General features: G+C 36.0%; 18 protein-coding genes. 7 read left to right on the top strand and 11 right to left on the bottom strand.

The window, feature by feature from the left end:
• Positions 1 to 235 precede the first annotated feature (235 nt).
• A complete protein-coding gene (locus AC1W31_RS18020) occupies positions 236 to 3,298 on the bottom strand; it encodes an efflux RND transporter permease subunit (protein ID WP_481735882.1) in 3,063 nt (1,020 codons plus the stop codon).
• Between the two features lie 4 nt (positions 3,299 to 3,302).
• Entirely contained in the window at positions 3,303 to 4,343 is a 1,041-nt protein-coding gene (locus AC1W31_RS18015; protein WP_481735881.1) for an efflux RND transporter periplasmic adaptor subunit, read from the bottom strand.
• Positions 4,344 to 4,446: 103 nt separating this feature from the next.
• Between AC1W31_RS18015 and vapB the strand changes: the two genes are divergently transcribed.
• Both vapB and AC1W31_RS18005 read left to right on the top strand, forming a co-directional pair.
• Positions 4,447 to 4,650 carry a type II toxin-antitoxin system VapB family antitoxin gene (gene vapB / locus AC1W31_RS18010; RefSeq protein ID WP_481735880.1) on the top strand — a complete coding sequence of 68 codons (204 nt, stop codon included), beginning with the start codon at positions 4,447 to 4,449 and terminating at the stop codon, positions 4,648 to 4,650.
• Positions 4,647 to 5,033, top strand: coding sequence for a type II toxin-antitoxin system VapC family toxin (locus AC1W31_RS18005; protein WP_481735879.1), 387 nt, complete (start codon positions 4,647 to 4,649; stop codon positions 5,031 to 5,033). The genes vapB and AC1W31_RS18005 overlap by 4 nt, the downstream gene beginning before the upstream one ends.
• Before the next feature lie 20 nt (positions 5,034 to 5,053).
• Here the strand turns inward: AC1W31_RS18005 and AC1W31_RS18000 are convergent, their stop codons facing one another.
• The 4 genes from AC1W31_RS18000 to AC1W31_RS17985 form a co-directional block, all read right to left on the bottom strand.
• A complete protein-coding gene (locus tag AC1W31_RS18000; protein WP_481735878.1) occupies positions 5,054 to 6,400 on the bottom strand; it encodes a TolC family protein in 1,347 nt (448 codons plus the stop codon).
• A gap of 178 nt (positions 6,401 to 6,578) precedes the next feature.
• On the bottom strand, positions 6,579 to 7,016 hold the full coding sequence (locus tag AC1W31_RS17995) for a PaaI family thioesterase (protein WP_481735877.1): 438 nt from the start codon (positions 7,014 to 7,016) through the stop codon (positions 6,579 to 6,581).
• Positions 7,017 to 7,089: 73 nt separating this feature from the next.
• Positions 7,090 to 7,704 (bottom strand): TetR/AcrR family transcriptional regulator, encoded by a 615-nt coding sequence (locus AC1W31_RS17990; protein WP_481735876.1) that lies wholly within the window; start codon positions 7,702 to 7,704, stop codon positions 7,090 to 7,092.
• A gap of 113 nt (positions 7,705 to 7,817) precedes the next feature.
• On the bottom strand, positions 7,818 to 8,243 hold the full coding sequence (locus AC1W31_RS17985) for a DUF2147 domain-containing protein (protein ID WP_481735875.1): 426 nt from the start codon (positions 8,241 to 8,243) through the stop codon (positions 7,818 to 7,820).
• A 363-nt stretch (positions 8,244 to 8,606) separates the two neighbouring features.
• On the opposite strand from AC1W31_RS17985, the gene AC1W31_RS17980 reads away from it, so the two are divergent.
• Positions 8,607 to 9,368, top strand: coding sequence for a phosphosulfolactate synthase (locus AC1W31_RS17980; protein ID WP_481735874.1), 762 nt, complete (start codon positions 8,607 to 8,609; stop codon positions 9,366 to 9,368).
• 95 nt (positions 9,369 to 9,463) lie between these two features.
• Entirely contained in the window at positions 9,464 to 10,111 is a 648-nt protein-coding gene (locus AC1W31_RS17975; protein WP_481735873.1) for a VTT domain-containing protein, read from the top strand.
• Between the two features lie 74 nt (positions 10,112 to 10,185).
• Here AC1W31_RS17975 and AC1W31_RS17970 read toward each other — a convergent pair whose 3' ends face one another.
• Both AC1W31_RS17970 and AC1W31_RS17965 read right to left on the bottom strand, forming a co-directional pair.
• Positions 10,186 to 11,001 (bottom strand): phytanoyl-CoA dioxygenase family protein, encoded by an 816-nt coding sequence (locus AC1W31_RS17970; protein ID WP_481735872.1) that lies wholly within the window; start codon positions 10,999 to 11,001, stop codon positions 10,186 to 10,188.
• A 421-nt stretch (positions 11,002 to 11,422) separates the two neighbouring features.
• Complete coding sequence (locus AC1W31_RS17965) at positions 11,423 to 12,145, bottom strand: phosphatase PAP2-related protein (protein ID WP_481735871.1); 723 nt, start codon at positions 12,143 to 12,145, stop codon at positions 11,423 to 11,425.
• A gap of 124 nt (positions 12,146 to 12,269) precedes the next feature.
• Here AC1W31_RS17965 and msrA point away from each other — a divergent pair, with 124 nt between their 5' ends.
• The 3 genes from msrA to AC1W31_RS17950 all read left to right on the top strand — a co-directional run bounded on the left by msrA (position 12,270) and on the right by AC1W31_RS17950 (position 15,295).
• Entirely contained in the window at positions 12,270 to 12,938 is a 669-nt protein-coding gene (gene msrA, locus AC1W31_RS17960) for a peptide-methionine (S)-S-oxide reductase MsrA (RefSeq protein WP_481735870.1), read from the top strand.
• 207 nt (positions 12,939 to 13,145) lie between these two features.
• Positions 13,146 to 13,667 carry a hypothetical protein gene (locus tag AC1W31_RS17955; RefSeq protein ID WP_481735869.1) on the top strand — a complete coding sequence of 174 codons (522 nt, stop codon included), beginning with the start codon at positions 13,146 to 13,148 and terminating at the stop codon, positions 13,665 to 13,667.
• 26 nt (positions 13,668 to 13,693) lie between these two features.
• Entirely contained in the window at positions 13,694 to 15,295 is a 1,602-nt protein-coding gene (locus tag AC1W31_RS17950; protein WP_481735868.1) for a protein-disulfide reductase DsbD family protein, read from the top strand.
• A 54-nt stretch (positions 15,296 to 15,349) separates the two neighbouring features.
• Here the strand turns inward: AC1W31_RS17950 and AC1W31_RS17945 are convergent, their stop codons facing one another.
• The 3 genes from AC1W31_RS17945 to AC1W31_RS17935 form a co-directional block, all read right to left on the bottom strand.
• Entirely contained in the window at positions 15,350 to 15,517 is a 168-nt protein-coding gene (locus AC1W31_RS17945) for a hypothetical protein (protein WP_481735867.1), read from the bottom strand.
• A 3-nt stretch (positions 15,518 to 15,520) separates the two neighbouring features.
• Positions 15,521 to 15,991: a PPC domain-containing DNA-binding protein gene (locus tag AC1W31_RS17940; protein WP_481735866.1), complete on the bottom strand. Its 471-nt coding sequence runs from the start codon at positions 15,989 to 15,991 to the stop codon at positions 15,521 to 15,523.
• A 64-nt stretch (positions 15,992 to 16,055) separates the two neighbouring features.
• Positions 16,056 to 16,361 (bottom strand): hypothetical protein (locus AC1W31_RS17935; protein WP_481735865.1); only part of this gene is annotated, 306 nt, incomplete at its 5' end.

Below are 16,361 nucleotides of genomic sequence, written 5' to 3'. Positions count from 1 at the left end.
GCGTTTTTGGGGAGCTATCAACCTTGGATTTATATAAAAATTCCGTGATAAAAACTGTGTCAATGTGCTGGTGTTGAATTTCATTGCCTTGAAAATTTTAAATTTTTAATAATGATATGACGTTTTAACGATATATTCTGCAACTTAGTGCCACAAAAAAGTTATTTTTTTATAATTATTGTTAAACTATCATTAATCATAAATCTTATATAATTATTAAGATAATTTAATTTTTCTAAGATTGGTTTTTTAAGGTAATCTTAGGAGGTAATAATTTATACATTACGGGCGTAACCAAACGTGCCAGTAAAGTTGAACTTGTTATACCGCCAATTAACACGATTGCTAAGGGCGAATACAAATCTGAATATTCCAAAACTAAAGGAATCATCCCTCCAATTGCGGTAAATGAAGTCAACAAAATTGGAACAAATCGAACTTCGCCCGCTTGATGAATGGCCTCGTCGAGTTCCATACCTTCCTCCCGAAGTTGGTTGGTAAAATCGACTAAGAGAAGCGAGTTTTTGATTTCAATGCCAATCAAAGCAATAAAACCGATGATGGAGGTAAATCCTAAAGTTTCTCCTGCAATTAACAATCCTACAATTGCTCCAACAATCCCCAAAGGAATCACAGAAAGCACGATTAAGGTTGATTTGAAATTGCCAAACTCTAAAATTAGAATAGAAATCATCCCAAAGACAGTTATCAGGATGATTACCCCTATACCGCCAAATGATTTCTCGGCATTTTCGGCTTCACCCGCCACTTTGAACGAAAATCCTTGAGGAAATTTGAAATTAGTTAACTTTTTAACCAATTCTTGATTCACGACAGAGGTATTAAATCCCGATTTTAAAAATGCTGTAATCGTTACATACCTATCTTTATTGTAATGTCTAATCTGGGTTGGCGAAGTTTCAAATTTTATTTCAACCAATTGTTTCAACGGAATTGCCGTTCCCAAAATGTTGTTGACGTACAAATTAGAAAATACACCTAAATCTTGTTTTATATTGCTTCGGGGTATCGAAACATTAATATTATAGTCGTCAGTTTGTCCTTCTTCTCTGAAAGTGCCAACGTTTAAACCCACCAAACCCAAACGCACAACCCGATCTATATCCGAAATATTAACGCCCAAAAGTCCCGCTTTTTCACGATTAATAATTGTCTGAAAATCGGTTGGTTGTACTTTCAGTGGGTTTGCTACGTAAATTGTGCCTGGTTGGTCAGCCAAAACTTTTTCGATTTGGGCGGCTACGATTCTGAGGCTATCTAAATTATTTCCGAAAATTCTGTACGCTAAAGGTGCTTCCAAAGGTGGACCCTGTTCAAAATCTTTTACTTCAACTTTGGCGTTGGGATAATTCATAAATTTCTCCCGTAATTGATTAATGATTACCTTTTTATCACGGGTTTCCATGTCTTCCAACAAGACAAAAACTTGCCCTATATTTTCGGTTTCTGGCCCGCCAATAATGTTATAATATATTCTCGGATTACTCCTTCCAACGTTTGCGGCGATGTTCTTGATTTGTGGCACTTTTTTCAATTCTGTTTCCACAAAACGTACCACTTTATCGGTTGCTTGTAAGTTTGTACCCACGGGCGTACTTACGTTCACGAGGAACATCGGCTTTTCGGAAGTTGGGAAAAGCGAGAATCCTAAAAATAATTTTGCGATAAACATCACGCCAACAAATACGGCTATTGAAATAGTCAGCGTAATTTTTGGGTGTTTCAAACACCAAGTCATCAATTTTCCGTAAGTAGCCGAAATGATTTTTTTCATGCCCCGCAAGATGAAATTTCCTTCGGGATTTTCGTGATTTTTTAGTAAAACACTGGATAAAAAAGGCACAATGGTAAGAGCAACCAACATCGAAGCAAACACCGTTACGGATACTGCCATGGGTAAACTTCGGATGAATTTACCGGCGGCTTCGGGTAAATTGGCAACGGGTAAAAAAGCAAAAATCAAGAGAATTGTACAGCCAATAACGGCCAAACTAATTTGTTTGGTAGCATCGATGGCGGCTTGTTTTTTGGGAATGCCCATGCGCATAAATCGCTCGATATTTTCAACGACCACGATAGAATCATCCACCAAAATTCCCAGAGCCACAATCATTCCAACGATTGAAAGTTGATTTATGGAGAAACCTAAAGCATATAAAAGCGTCAATCCGATGGCGAGCGAAAGCGGAATCGAAATCATTACCACCAAACTCGCCCGTGAACCCAAAGGCAATAATGTGATAAGCACCAACAAAATAGCAATGCCAAAATCTTTGGCAAAACGTGCCAAACGCTTTTGGACGGACTCGGCTTGGTCGAATACTTTGACTAAATCGACCGACGGAGGAAGTGTGTTTTTGAATTCTTCGACCACCGGGTCGGCTTGTGAGCGTACTTTGATAATATTTTGCCCAAATTTCTGACAAGCCGTTACAAACACACTCCGGTGACCGTTGAGGCGGGTTTTGTGGGTTTCGTCTTCATAATCGTATTTGACCTCAGCAATGTCTCTGAGTAATACGATTTTTGTTCCGTTCGAGAAGATAATTGTATTTTTTATTTCATCAATATCTTTATAATTTCCTGAAGTTTTGACGTTAAATTTTTTGGAAGATAAATTAATTGAACCACCTGGGATATTGACATTTTCCGATTGAATTGCCCCCAATACCCGATTGAGCGGGATTTTATCTTGGGCTAATTTGCTTAAATTTAATTCTACGGAAATTTTCCGTTTCGGAAATCCCCACGATTTGATGTTTTTGAGCGCTGAAACTTTCTCCAACCGATTTTCTAAATCATCGGCATATTTTTCTAATTTATTGTAAGGCAAATTCTCAGAAACTAAGGCAAATTGGTAAATATTTACGCCATCGGGTTGGTATCTTTCGATGCGAACATCCAAAATTTCAGCGGGTAAATCCTTGCGAACGGCGTTCATTTCACGCACCACTTCTTGGTATTTTTCTTCGGGGTCAGAATCAAAATCGTATTCAACTTGGAAGATTGCGGCACCGTCCACGATGGTACTACGGACACGTTGCATATTGTCCAATTCATTGAGCCGTTTTTCAACGACATCCGCCACTAACTCTTCAACATCTTTAGGAGATGCACCTGGATAAATGACGGTTATGCCGTACTGGGGCGACGAAAACTCGGGGTCTTCGCCACGGGGCATATTCAATAAAGAGAAGATACCGATGGATAATATTCCCAAAAACACAACGAGGGTGAATTGGTAATTTTTTACTGAGAATTCAGAGATTTTCATCATGATTTTATTTTACAACTTTCACCTTACTGCCCTCAACCAAATAAGCCGAACCATCCGTTATGACCTGTGTAACTCCCACTAAACCACTGCCCACAAAAGCCCTCACATTATCAACACCCACTAATTTAATTGGCATTTTACGAGCCTTCCCATTATCAACTACATACACAAAAGCCTCATCACCATTGCCTTCCACAATGGCATCAATTGGAATAGAAGTGTGTTTTTGAATCATTGAAGGGGTAATTTGTGCATTTCCGAAAAGTCCAGTGGCCATTTTTTTGCCTTGCGTATTCAGCTTTAATTCAGCTTGATAAAGCCCTGAATTTACGTCTGCTCCTTGTGAAAGATTTGAGATTACAGCCGAGAAAGTTATTTCTGGAAAAGCGTCTAAATTTACGGTTGCACGGTCGCCTATGTGTAAACGAGTCCAATCTTTGTCAGCAATTCCCACTTTCATGGCCCAATCATTTGCTCCCGAAGCATTCATAAAAAAAACGGGCGTTCCCGGGCCTGCGAGTTCACCTTCGTTCATCAATTTTTTGACAATTACGCCATTTGCTGAAGAATAAATTTTGGAATAACCTTGATTATACGAAACAATTTCTAAGGATTGTTTTGCCACGCTGAGGGCAGTTGTGAGGTTCTGGACTTGTTCTAAAGTAGCAACAGAATCACGGTAAAGGTTGGTGACACGCTTTAAATCTCGTTCAGATTTTTGCACACTTTCAGAGGCTTGTTGCACTTGAGCATTGATTTCAGTAAGATTTAAAGTGGCCAATAATTGCCCTTTACGCACGTTTTGACCTTCTTTTACGTAAATTTTTTCGATGATTCCGCCCGTTTTGAATGACAAACGAGCCTCTTCCAATGAGGCAACCAAGCCTGAGACTTTCAAGGCTTCCGTAGAGTTTGCTTGAGAAACATCAACTAATTTTACCGCCACGATATCATCTTCAATCAAGGCTTTTTTAGATTCTTTTTTCTTTCCACAACTCATTAATAATGAAGTAATTAGGAAGAATAATATGGATATTTTTTTCATGTTTAAAGTATTTGTTATCGTTTATATTTTTGGACAAACCCGAAAGTTTGTGTTAATTATTTACTTATATTTGTTTAAAATTTATGCTAAAATGAGCGACCGTATGTTACAATCAAAAATCAATTTGCTTCAATCGGATGAATTGAAGCGTGATTTATCGCTTTACCTTGATTTTCTATTGACAAAGCAATTTGAAAAACCAATGGAGAAAAAGCGTGTACCTATTTTCGGTTCTGCCAAAGGGACTTTCAAAATGTCCAAAGATTTTAATGAGCCATTAGACGACTTCAAAGAATATATGCCATGAATTTATTGCTTGACACGCACACACTTATTTGGTTTTTAGAAGGTGATTCTCAATTAAGCCTAACTGCAAAATCCGAAATTTCAAATCCCGATAACACCTGTTTTATTAGCCAAGCAACTTTATGGGAAATGGCTATTAAATTGAGTCTTGGGAAATTAGAAATAAATACTTCATATCAAGATTTACCAAAACTTATGTGGGAAAATGGAATCGAAATATTAGCTGTTGAATTTGAACATTTTGAGTATCTAATTAATCTTCCTTTTCATCATAAAGACCCATTCGACCGTATCATTATTACTCAATCAATTATCGAAAAAATGCCTTTGATTTCAATTGATGGTTGTTTTAAAGATTATTCAATCAATTTAATTTGGGAATAATTTACAGTTTTTAACTTGAGCTATTTCAATTCAAAATTCGCCTTTGCTCGCTCCAATTCTACCCATTTTATCCACACATCATACAGCGAAATAGATTGTTGTAATTGAGCAGTAGTTATCTGGGTTTGGGCATCTAACAACTCAATAAAGTTCAAATTTCCTTCTTTGTATCTCCGAAACATATCACGGTAATATCGTTCGGCTGTACTGACTTGCGAAGCCTTCGATTCGTAAATTTCTTTGGCAGAATTTAAGGAGTTTTTGGCTAACTCAGCCTGTAAATCTAATTGATTTTTAACTTGTTGTAATTGAGCATCCAACGAAGCAATTTCCATTTCTGACTGCTTGATTTTCAATTGATTACGTCCAAATGAATAAACGGGTAAGTCGAACGAAACACCCAAAAGTACGAAGGCATTTGGCGCAAAAAAGTTCTTATCGGCACTGACAATTTGAGCGAATCTTCCCTGCGAACCAAGGTCTAAAGATGCCCCAATTTTAAACTTTTTGTAGGACTGATTTATGCCCAATAGTTGACGGTTAATATTAATACCCGTCTGGATTTTGTCCAATTCTTCACGGTGTCCTTCCGATAAATCACTTTTTAATCCGCTTTTGCCCAAACTGTCCAAAGTTATCTTTTCGGTAAAATCTTTGTTCAATAAAAAATTAAAGTAGGCCGCCGCATTTTTCTGATTTCCTCGTGCATTGTCAAACTCAGCATTAATTTTTGCAATTTCATTGCGAGTACGCACCAGAACCGTTGGATTTGCCGAACCATTTTTTATCAAAATTTCATTGACCCGTTCCGATTCACGCACAATTTTTAAGGCATTTTCATACACTTTAATTGCTTCCGTAGCTTTCAGGTAATTAATGTACGCCAACTTTATATCTCTAACCAATTCACGTTTATATACTTGAATTTCAGACTGTTGCAGTGTGATTTGGTCTTGTTTTATAGCCTGATTGTATCTCAATTCAGCGTTAATCAGCGGCATGGTCGTTTTGATACGAACATCATAAAAATCTTTCGGAACTAATTGTTCGGATGAATTCTGGATTTGTGGAAAAGAGTTAGTTTGGGTCAGTTTATTGAGGGTGCTATAAACTGGATTGACCAAATCGCCAATGGGAATTTCAATTTTCCGCCCACCCTGTGCCGTTGAAAGGGTCGTATTAAAATTGACGTTTGGTTTAAAAAGCGTTTTGGCTTCGCTGAGGGCGAAAACGGCTTTTTGTAACTGAAAATTTTGTTGCTTTAACGTCTGACTATTTTTCAGACCTTCCTGCACGTAGTTATTCAAAATCTCGGATTGCCCTAAAGCACCAAAACTCAATAACATCATTAATAAAAGAGGTTTCATAAACAGATAGTATTTACTTAACAGTGTTTAGTATAAGATTAAAGTTTAGGGATTAGGTTTTTGGGGTTAATTAATTGGGAATTAGCGAATTGGGAAATTAGGGATTAGGGTTTTACCCTCAATTTCCCGATTTCCCATTTCTCCAATCCTTATTTTCCTAATCTCCAATTCCCAATCCCTATTTAATCACATTTGAAGTTGCCACCAAATTGGTCGTACATTTTGCAATAATTTGCCCCGCTTCGTTACGAATTTCTGCTTCGGCGTGAGCAATTTTTTTGCCCATTCTCACGATTTTTGATTTTGCCGTCAATTTTTCATTTGGCTTTGCGGCAAATAAAAAATCTACGCTCAAATTTACTGTCGAATAGAAAACTTGAGTTCCTGATGAGAAGACCGTCATGCCAATCAAATCGTCCATTATGCCTGTTGCAACGCCTCCGTGCATGATTTCGCCTGGATTACACATATCCGTCCGAACTATAAATTCTGCCGTAAGCGAATTTTCTTCAACCGCTATCAACGTTCCATTCAACCACCGCCCGAATGGAGATGGACTCATTTCTGAGGAAGATTTACCAATACTACTTTTAAAAAAATCTAATGCTTGATTCATTTTTTAGCTTTGAGCAATGAGTTGTTTGTCGATTTTTAGCTCATTGCTCAAAGCTAAAATCTCACCGCTTAACCTAAACTTTTACCAACTCAATCATCTGTTCCAAAGAGGCAGTCATCAATAAATTTATATCCGTTTGCTCGTTAAATTTCTTGAATCTGTTCCGAATTTTTAGCGAAACCATTCCGTGCATGAATGACCAAATTGACATCGCCGCAATTTCCACATTATTGAATTTCAACTGTTTAGACTCAATTCCTCGTTGAAGAGTTTCGCACAAAAGCGCAAAACATTTATGACCACTATTCCATTTATCTTCTTCTTTAAGCGTATCCATCGGAGCATTCAAAATGAACATCAAATCGTACATTTCAGGATTTTCAAAGGCAAATTTCATGTAGGCGTACCCACGACGACGTAATTCTTCAAATGGGTCGGTGATGCCTTCAATCGCAACCGTCATTTCTTCCAATAATTTATCAAAACCCAATTCATGAACGGCAAAGAAAAGCTCGTTTTTGTCCTTGTAGTATAAATAAATTGTGGCAGGACTGTACTCAATTTTCTCGGCAATGGCACGTATAGAAGCCTTCTGGAAGCCTTCTTCAATAAAAACTTCTTTGGCGGTTTCCAAAATCATTAACCTCATTTCCTGCTTGTCCCGTTCTTTTCTTTCTAAAATGCCCATTATTTTTAATTTGAAAATACTTTAATTTGAGAATTTGCTAACATGCAAATTTGATAACGGTATAAATAGTTGTGTCTCTCATTATCAAACTTTCAAATTAACACATCATCAAATTACTTTGCTCTCGTCCAAACTGTCGTTCTTCCCAAGATTGATATCCCTATAAACCCTCTGATTTCGAGTTCGTTAGGTTTTTTTATTTTGATATTGCACGAATACGTTTTACCGTTGTTTGGGTCATAGATGGTGCCATTTTCCCAATATTTCCCTGAAAATTCAAAATCTTTCAAAATTACAGAACCAATAATTGATTGTGTTCTTAATTTTTCATCGGGGTTATTAACGTCTTTTTTTTCACCGTTTTTTCCCGCCGAGACCTTTCCAAAATATTTTTCTCCTTGTTTATAAATCGAAATTTTTCCGTCTTTACTTTCTGGAATCCAGTCGCCCAAAACAGCATCTTTTGTTACAGATTGAGAATGCCCAACATTCACCAAACAAAAAGAAATAATTAATAAAGCAATCAGTTTTTTCATCATTGATAAATTTTATATAAAACGTTGTAAACTTACTGAACACTGTTTATTAAAACAATAAATTTATATAATATTTTATAAATTCTAAGAAAAGTTATTTTTTTAAAATATTTAAATATCTGATTATCAAGGTATTGAGTAAAACTAATATTAAATTAACACAATCTGTTGAGATGATAGTTTGTGGAATAAAAAGGTTATCAGTATTTTTGTAGTCTGTTAACTAATTATTCGTGAATATTAAATAGTAAATAGTATTCATGTTTGATATTAAATGTTTGATTATTAGGAGATTATATAATTTTTCTATTCTAAAATCACTAATCGTCGATTACCAATTACCAATAAAAATAACAATTATAAAATATGAATTATCCACTTGACCAAATACCCGAAAGAACCGTAAAGCCACGCCAAAAAGGATTGACAATGGTGATGGATAAAGGGTTGAGCCTCAGAGAGGCAGAAGATTTCATCGAAATGGGTGGTGCCTATACTGACATCGTAAAATTGGGCTGGGCAACTTCTTTTGTAACGCCTAATTTGAAAGAAAAGCTGGCCATATACAAAGCCGCTGGAATTCCAACTTATTTTGGAGGTACTTTGTTTGAAGCCTTCATTGTACGTAATCAATTCGATGAATATCGCCGTGTACTTGACCAATATGGTATGGAATACGCCGAAGTTTCGGATGGGTCTTTGGAAATGAATCAGGACGATAAATGTGAGTATATCAGAACGTTAGCTACGCAAGTAACGGTACTTTCGGAAGTTGGTTCAAAAGACGAAACCAAAATTATTCCACCTTACAAATGGATTAAATTGATGAAAGCGGAGTTGGAAGCAGGTGCTTGGAAAGTTATCGGAGAAGCCCGTGAAGGTGGAAACGTTGGACTTTTTCGTGCATCGGGTGAAGTTCGTCAGGGTTTGGTAGAAGAAATTTTAACTGAAATTCCAGAAGATAAAATCATCTGGGAAGCGCCTAAAAAAGACCAACAAGTTTGGTTTGTAAAATTGGTTGGTGCCAATGTGAATGTTGGAAATATCGCTCCACATGAAGTTATCTCATTAGAAACCATACGTTTAGGTTTGAGAGGAGATACTTTTTCTTTCTTTTTAGATAAATAAATTTTAATTTGAAAATTTGGAAATGTGTTAATTTGAAAATGTATCGAATTAACGCATTTTTTATTTTCAAATCATCAAATCATCAAATAAATATAATGGAAATTATAAACTTCGTCTTACAACTCCTTAAAGATCCATTAGCTGCGCTTTCGCAGTTCATTACCGACCACGGAACACTGACTTATGGACTTCTTTTCTTGATTATTTTTGTGGAAACGGGGCTTATTGTGATGCCTTTATTACCAGGCGATTCACTGCTTTTTGCGGTGGGTGTTTTGGCTTCTGCAACGGGTAAAATAGAATTGACTTTTGTGATTCCGTTGTTGATTGTAGCGGCTTTACTGGGCGATAATGTCAATTATTTTGTGGGGAAATTCTTTAGTAATTTTATCAAATCAAAAGAGAAGATATTATTCTTGAAACGTAGCCATATTGAGCAAACAGAAGCATTCTATGAAAAACACGGTGGACAAGCGGTTATCATGGCTCGTTTTGTTCCCATCGTTCGGACGGTGGCTCCTTTCGTAGCGGGTGCGGGAAGTATGACTTATACAAAATATATCACATTCTGTATTATTGGGGCTATTTTGTGGGTAACTGGAATTACTTCAATTGGCTATTTTTTAGGAAATAACGAATGGGTAAAGCATAATTTTGAAAAAGTAGTTTTAGGAATTGTAGTTGTATCGGTTCTTCCAATGATTATTGGTGTTTTGAAGGCTCAATTTGCAAGGAAAGTATAGAAATTATAAACATAAAAAAATAGCCGTGAATTGATTTTCACGGCTATTTTTTTATGGATAATTTTCTATAAAAATTACTTCTGAACTACCTTCGCAAAACGGTGATAGAAAGGAGTTTTACTATTTTCATCTTTTGGCATATACTTTCCCGTAATGATAGGAACATACATGACACGACGGCGAGATTTTTCACCCATGTTTGGCGAAACCTCCACACGGTGCCACAAACGACCATCATGTACCGTTAAATCTCCTCTTTCGATTTCAAAACCTACTTCACGCACATCAGGTTTATGATCAACGAATTGTTTTTTACCGAACAACAACTTGAAAACACTCTGATTTTGAGTTCCTGGCAATACTTTTAAGCCTCCGTTTGAAGTTGGACAATTATCCAAGTGAATACCAACGTTTAACATAGGAAGGATTTTCTGACCTAAAAACAAATCACGTGGGCTGTCTGTATGCCATCCCATTTGCGTGAACTTGCTGTTTGGTGAATTCACGTAATGATTGAAAACTAAACCATCTTTTTCTTCATCGCTGATGCGTCCATCGTAAGGAGCTAATAATTCTACTAAAATCTGTAAGCGTGGATCTTTCAAAAATTCAGCAAGAAGTGGGCTATACTTATTGGTAAAGCACATTCTCTGAATCATTTTGTTACCTTGTGGGTCTTTTCCAAATTTTAGTGGAATCCCGTTTATTTTTTCAACACCCTCTGCCAACCATTTCTTTTCGATTTTATCTAATTCGTCAATAAAAGTTTTAACAGTGTCAGCATTGATAAAATTTTTAAAGTGGATTACTCCGAATTTACGGAAATAATCTTTTTGCTCCTGGGTTAGAACCTCGCCAAATTGGAAGGTTTTGTACTCGAACTTTACCATATTTTTACCCTTTATTTATGTGGTTTACAAGAACTTATTTGGTGTTGTTCTCGCTACAAAAACTAACTTATTTCCAACAAAATTAGTCTTGTAAAAATTGTACAAAAGAAAGTTTTACTATTTTTTAAATTGTCCAGTAAATGCAGTTGGGCAGAACTGAATTTACTTATTTATCAAATTTAAAAATTAATTTTTCTAAGTTCGATAAAACGATGCAAATTAACTGAATGTAATCAAATTGTAATTATTTCGTTAGAAAATTATTAATTAATCTATAAAAAATTATATTGATTTTCTATTTTTTACAATGCTAAAATAGATGATGTTATTTTTAACTCGAAATTAGATGACAAAATTAATACATAATCTTTTAAATCAATTCAGACATTATCATAAAATATAACCTTATATCATTTTGCACTTAACCGATTTTTGAACCTAAGTAAAAAACGGTTTGTAATAATACATAAAAACCAATCATTATACCTACCGTGATCTGCCACTTTTTATTAACGATTTGCCGAGCGATTAGGTATGAAATATAAGTAAAAAATAAAGCGCCAATCACATCTACGGTATAATGAACGTGTTGGATTAAGAGCAACGCAGCTAAGGCAAAAGTAGCTATTATAGCAGCGATTTTCTCTTTTCTTCTTTCCACAAACAAACAAATCATTACCATGGTTGCGGTATGACCCGAGAAAAATAAATCTTTCGTAATAGGTTCGGTATCGCCATAAATCAACATTTGCGCAAAAGTATCGTGAAGAACAACCAAATCTGCGGGAGGATTTAGCGGAAAAAAATAAATGGTGGTCATTCTAAAAACTGTTTCGATTACGAAGGTTAAGGCGAACAATAAAAACAGTTGAGGTTTCATTAGAATCTGTAGAATCATATAAATCAGTAAACCATAGATCATAGCAAAAATATAAGTTGAAACGTCAATAAACGGAATATGAGCCAGGATAAAATCGTTTAAATCAGTACCATTTCGTTTTTGAATATTTCTAAAATAAGTAGGAAATTGCAAGGCACCCGACACAAAGACTGCCACAGTCGTGACTAATTTTGTGGCATAACTCGGATTAGATAAAGATTCTTTCCAGTTTTGTAAAAATAATGAAGTGTAACTTTTTAACATCTTTTGTGGTTTTGTATTTGATAACTGTTTTTCGGTTTTAACTAACATTGCAAAACGAATATCTATCCGAGCGACGGTCGCATCGAAATTGCAAAATTACATCATCTTTTAAATTTTATCAACCATGAATACTAAAATAAATTCGATGATTCTTGGAATAATTACATTATTTACAAGCGTATCGTGTGGTCAAAAAACTGAAAATCAGAAAATTAGCAAAAAAATGAACGAAGAAAAAGTCAATATGGCGGAAATGGAAACAATCACCTTTGGGGCTGGTTGTTTTTGGTGCGTTGAAGCCGTTTTTCAACAAATTGAAGGTGTAGTGAAAGTCGAATCTGGTTATTCAAACGGAACGGCAAAAAATCCTTCGTACAGAGAAGTATGTACGGGTAATACAGGTCATGCGGAAGTTGTACAAGTAACTTTCGACCCTAAAAAAGTGTCTTTTGATACTATTTTAGAGATATTTTGGAAAACCCACGACCCAACAACGCTGAATCGTCAAGGAGCAGATGAAGGAACGCAATATCGTTCGGCAGTTTTTTATGCTAATGAAGCACAAAAACAGGTGGCTGAAACTTGGAAGAAAAAATTGAATGATGAACACGTTTTTCCAAATCCAATCGTAACGGAAATTACCCCTCTGTCAAACTATTCAAAAGCCGAAGATTATCACCAAGATTATTATGATTTAAATGGTCATAATCCTTATTGTCAGGTAGTTATTAAGCCTAAAATGGATAAATTACAAAAGACGTTCAAGGATAAATTGAAGAAAGAAATGAATTAGGTGAAAAGGGTGAATTAGGTAAAAAGAGGCAAATTTTGATTACTATCTATTTTTGTCTAATTCATCCTTTTTCCTTTTTTTACCGCCTTTTACCCATTTCATCATTTTATTATTAAATTTGTAATGAAATGCGTAAATCTTGTGTATTCTCATTTACATTAAGGAAATCAACCTAACCATTGATAACCCATTACAAACCAGCTTCAAATGAAAAAGATATTTTTTAGTCTAATTGCTCTTCTGATACTTTCTTTGGGTGTGAATGCTCAAAAAGTTACACCTTCCAAATGGTCATGGGCATTATCAAAACCAAATCCTGCCGTTGGTGAAACGGTGGATATTATTTTTACGATAAAAAATGATAAAACTTGGCACCACTTTGCTACTGATTTTGACGAAGGTGGACCAATTATTACTACCGTAAAATTCAAACCAAATGATACTTATGAATTGGTTGGAAAGCTAAAGTCAATTAATCCAATCAAGAAAAAGGATGAGGTTTTTGAAGTGAATGTAGCCTATTTTGAAGGAAAAGGTGAAATTAGACAATCGGTTAAAATATTGAAAGATAAGGTGCTTATTGAAGGTTCGCATGATGGACAAGCCTGTTCTGATGCCACTGGGCAATGTGTACCGATAAAAGGGGCTTTCAAACTTGAAGCAAAAGCTGGTGCGACTACGGACGCTTCTCAAAAAAAAAAAGCGACGACCAAACTGAAAGCCTTGTAAAAGATAAAGTTGAATCACCGCTGTCTGTGGAGACAACAACCGCAACTCCTACTACTGCGATTACAACCCCTACTGAAACAGTCGAAACAAAAACCGCTGATAGTGCTACAAATTTAGTTTCTACGCCCGTTGTCGTTTCTGACTCTTCCGAAACTGCGGTTTCAACCACCGTTTCTGCGGAGAAACCAAAAGAAGAACAATCATTATTAGCTTTCTTTTTAATTGCCTTGGGCGTTGGTTTAGCTACTTGCCTTACGCCATGCGTATATCCATTGATTCCAATGACCGTTAGTTTTTTTATCAAACAAAAAAATGGCGTTGGCAAAGCATTTCTCTACGGCGCTTCAATTATTGGAATTTACGTTTTATTTGGAACGGTAATCGCCGCAACGTTGGGACAAGCCGCTCCTAATTTTATCAGTACGCACTGGATTCCGAATCTTCTCTTTTTTACTATTTTTATCATTTTTGGACTTTCATTTTTAGGGTTATTTGAAATACAATTACCTTCAAAATTTGTCAATAATGTGGATGCACAGTCGGATAGAGGCGGTTTGATTGGTATTTTCTTCATGGCATTTACGTTGGCTTTGGTATCTTTCTCGTGTACGGGACCATTCGTGGGTACGCTTTTAGGATTGGGTGCTTCGGGCAAATTCATTAAACCAATCATCGGAATGTTTGGCTTTGGTTTGGGACTTGCGTCGCCGTTTGTCTTGTTGGCTTTATCGCCCGAATTATTGAAAAAAATTCCTAAATCGGGCGGTTGGATGAATACGATTAAAGTATTTTTTGGCTTCTTGGAATTGGCTTTGGCACTCAAATTTTTCAGTACCGTTGACCAAACATATCATTGGAGAATCTTGGATAGAGAGATTTTCTTATCAATATGGATTGCCGTATTTACCTTAATGGGCTTTCATTTATTGGGTAAATTCCAAATGCCACACGATGATAAAGTGGATAAATTGGGCGTGCCAAGATTGATGGCTGCATTGGCGGTTTTCTCTTTTGTGGTGTATCTTTTTCCAGGCTTATTTGGCGCTCCATTGAAAGCTATGTCGGGACTTTTGCCACCAACAGAAACCCAAGATTTTGTGTTATCAGCTTCTTCAGGGCAATCTTCTGAGAATCAAAATCCAGATTTCCCTAAAACGGTCAAGTACAATTCATTTTTGAAATTACCACACGGAATTCAAGGATTTTTTGATTATGAAGAAGCCGTAGAATATGCCAAGAAAGTGAATAAGCCGCTTTTTATTGATTTTACGGGACACGGTTGTGTGAATTGCAGAAAGATGGAAGCCAGCGTTTGGATTGACCCAGAAGTGTTGAAACGTTTGAAAAATGATTACGTAGTGGTGGCTTTATACGTGGATGATAAAACAGAATTGCCTAAAAATGAATGGTTTACCTCAAAAGATGATGGTTTAGAGAAAACAACCTTGGGCGACCAAAATCTTGATTTTGAAATTACAAAATTCAATGCTAATGCGCAGCCATATTATTGTTTAGTAAATCCAAACGGTGACCCAAAACCAATGCTCGAACCCCGTGCTTTTGACCAAAACATTAAGGAATTTACGGATTTTTTGGATGCCGGGAAGGCGAAGTTTTTAGGGAAGTAGTTGCTAAATAACCCAATAAAAATCCCCAAATCTTCAAAAGGTTTGGGGATTTTTTTAATGCCGATAGCCTTTCCAAGTTCCACCATAATGATAGTTTGGATTTGATTTTGACTGATTACAACAAGATTCACAGACAAAAATCCATGTTTTACCTTTGTGGATTTGGATACGGAAGAGGGTAGTTTCTTCGATTTTACAAAGTTCGCAGATTTTGGTTTTCACGGCTTATTTCTTCTCAATAAACAACTCATCATAAGTGGTAATTGAATCTAATTTTCGAGCGAATTTTACGTCTAAAACTTCGCCAATAATGATTTCGGCGGTGGTATAAATCAAGTTGCCGTCCATCAGATGTCCACCGATAGTTTTGCCCGTTCCGTCCGAAATGGAAGCGTGAATATGGACTCCCGAATCTGCCCCAAATGTACCTACGAGCGATACAATTTCAAATTTATCTTCCCAAGTGGTGGTTTCGGGTTGATTAGCAAGTCGAAGATTGGCTTTTTTTAGACTTCCTACGCAAGTAATAATGTAACCTGCTTGGATATTATTCGCCTTCGTAAAAGCAACAATTTCTTGCTTTAAATCTTGATTTGGACGTAATCGAAGCGCATAAACGTGATTATTAACCATAGTTTTAGGAGCTACACAAGAAGTTAATAAGATGACAATCATTAGACTATAAAATAATTTCATAATAAACGTTTATAGTAACTTAGCGGTTTGATAAATGTTTCAATTAAACCGCTAAGTTTAATTTTTATAACCCTTTGAGTTCATAGTCTACCATCGTGTATAAATTTGGTTCATGCACAAAACTGATTTTCATTGAACGACTCGGAAGACCTTCCACAATACTATCCAAAACCACTAATTCATGTTTATCCGTAATATTTTTACGCCAAGTCGTACTTGAATCTGACACCAGAGGTTCACCCAAAATTTCGGTTAATTCATCAGCTTCCATTTCAAATTCTACGTCAAAAGGCATATCGCCTTTGCGTTTTTTTGTAAATTCAATGGTTGTGAAAATACCAAAATAACCACCTTCCCAAGAAGTTGGATT

The organism is Arcicella sp. (assembly GCF_964672035.1).
This window is presented reverse-complemented; position numbering and strand designations above follow the sequence as displayed.

Bases quoted from the DNA above. Each gene is read 5' to 3' on its own strand.
- AC1W31_RS18020 (WP_481735882.1), bottom strand. From the start codon at position 3,298: ATGATGAAAATCTCTGAATTCTCAGTAAAAAATTACCAATTCACCCTC.
- AC1W31_RS18015 (WP_481735881.1), bottom strand. From the start codon at position 4,343: ATGAAAAAAATATCCATATTATTCTTCCTAATTACTTCATTATTAATG.
- vapB (WP_481735880.1), top strand. From the start codon at position 4,447: ATGTTACAATCAAAAATCAATTTGCTTCAATCGGATGAATTGAAGCGT.
- AC1W31_RS18005 (WP_481735879.1), top strand. From the start codon at position 4,647: ATGAATTTATTGCTTGACACGCACACACTTATTTGGTTTTTAGAAGGT.
- AC1W31_RS18000 (WP_481735878.1), bottom strand. From the start codon at position 6,400: ATGAAACCTCTTTTATTAATGATGTTATTGAGTTTTGGTGCTTTAGGG.
- AC1W31_RS17995 (WP_481735877.1), bottom strand. From the start codon at position 7,016: ATGAATCAAGCATTAGATTTTTTTAAAAGTAGTATTGGTAAATCTTCC.
- AC1W31_RS17990 (WP_481735876.1), bottom strand. From the start codon at position 7,704: ATGGGCATTTTAGAAAGAAAAGAACGGGACAAGCAGGAAATGAGGTTA.
- AC1W31_RS17985 (WP_481735875.1), bottom strand. From the start codon at position 8,243: ATGATGAAAAAACTGATTGCTTTATTAATTATTTCTTTTTGTTTGGTG.
- AC1W31_RS17980 (WP_481735874.1), top strand. From the start codon at position 8,607: ATGAATTATCCACTTGACCAAATACCCGAAAGAACCGTAAAGCCACGC.
- AC1W31_RS17975 (WP_481735873.1), top strand. From the start codon at position 9,464: ATGGAAATTATAAACTTCGTCTTACAACTCCTTAAAGATCCATTAGCT.
- AC1W31_RS17970 (WP_481735872.1), bottom strand. From the start codon at position 11,001: ATGGTAAAGTTCGAGTACAAAACCTTCCAATTTGGCGAGGTTCTAACC.
- AC1W31_RS17965 (WP_481735871.1), bottom strand. From the start codon at position 12,145: ATGTTAAAAAGTTACACTTCATTATTTTTACAAAACTGGAAAGAATCT.
- msrA (WP_481735870.1), top strand. From the start codon at position 12,270: ATGAATACTAAAATAAATTCGATGATTCTTGGAATAATTACATTATTT.
- AC1W31_RS17955 (WP_481735869.1), top strand. From the start codon at position 13,146: ATGAAAAAGATATTTTTTAGTCTAATTGCTCTTCTGATACTTTCTTTG.
- AC1W31_RS17940 (WP_481735866.1), bottom strand. From the start codon at position 15,991: ATGAAATTATTTTATAGTCTAATGATTGTCATCTTATTAACTTCTTGT.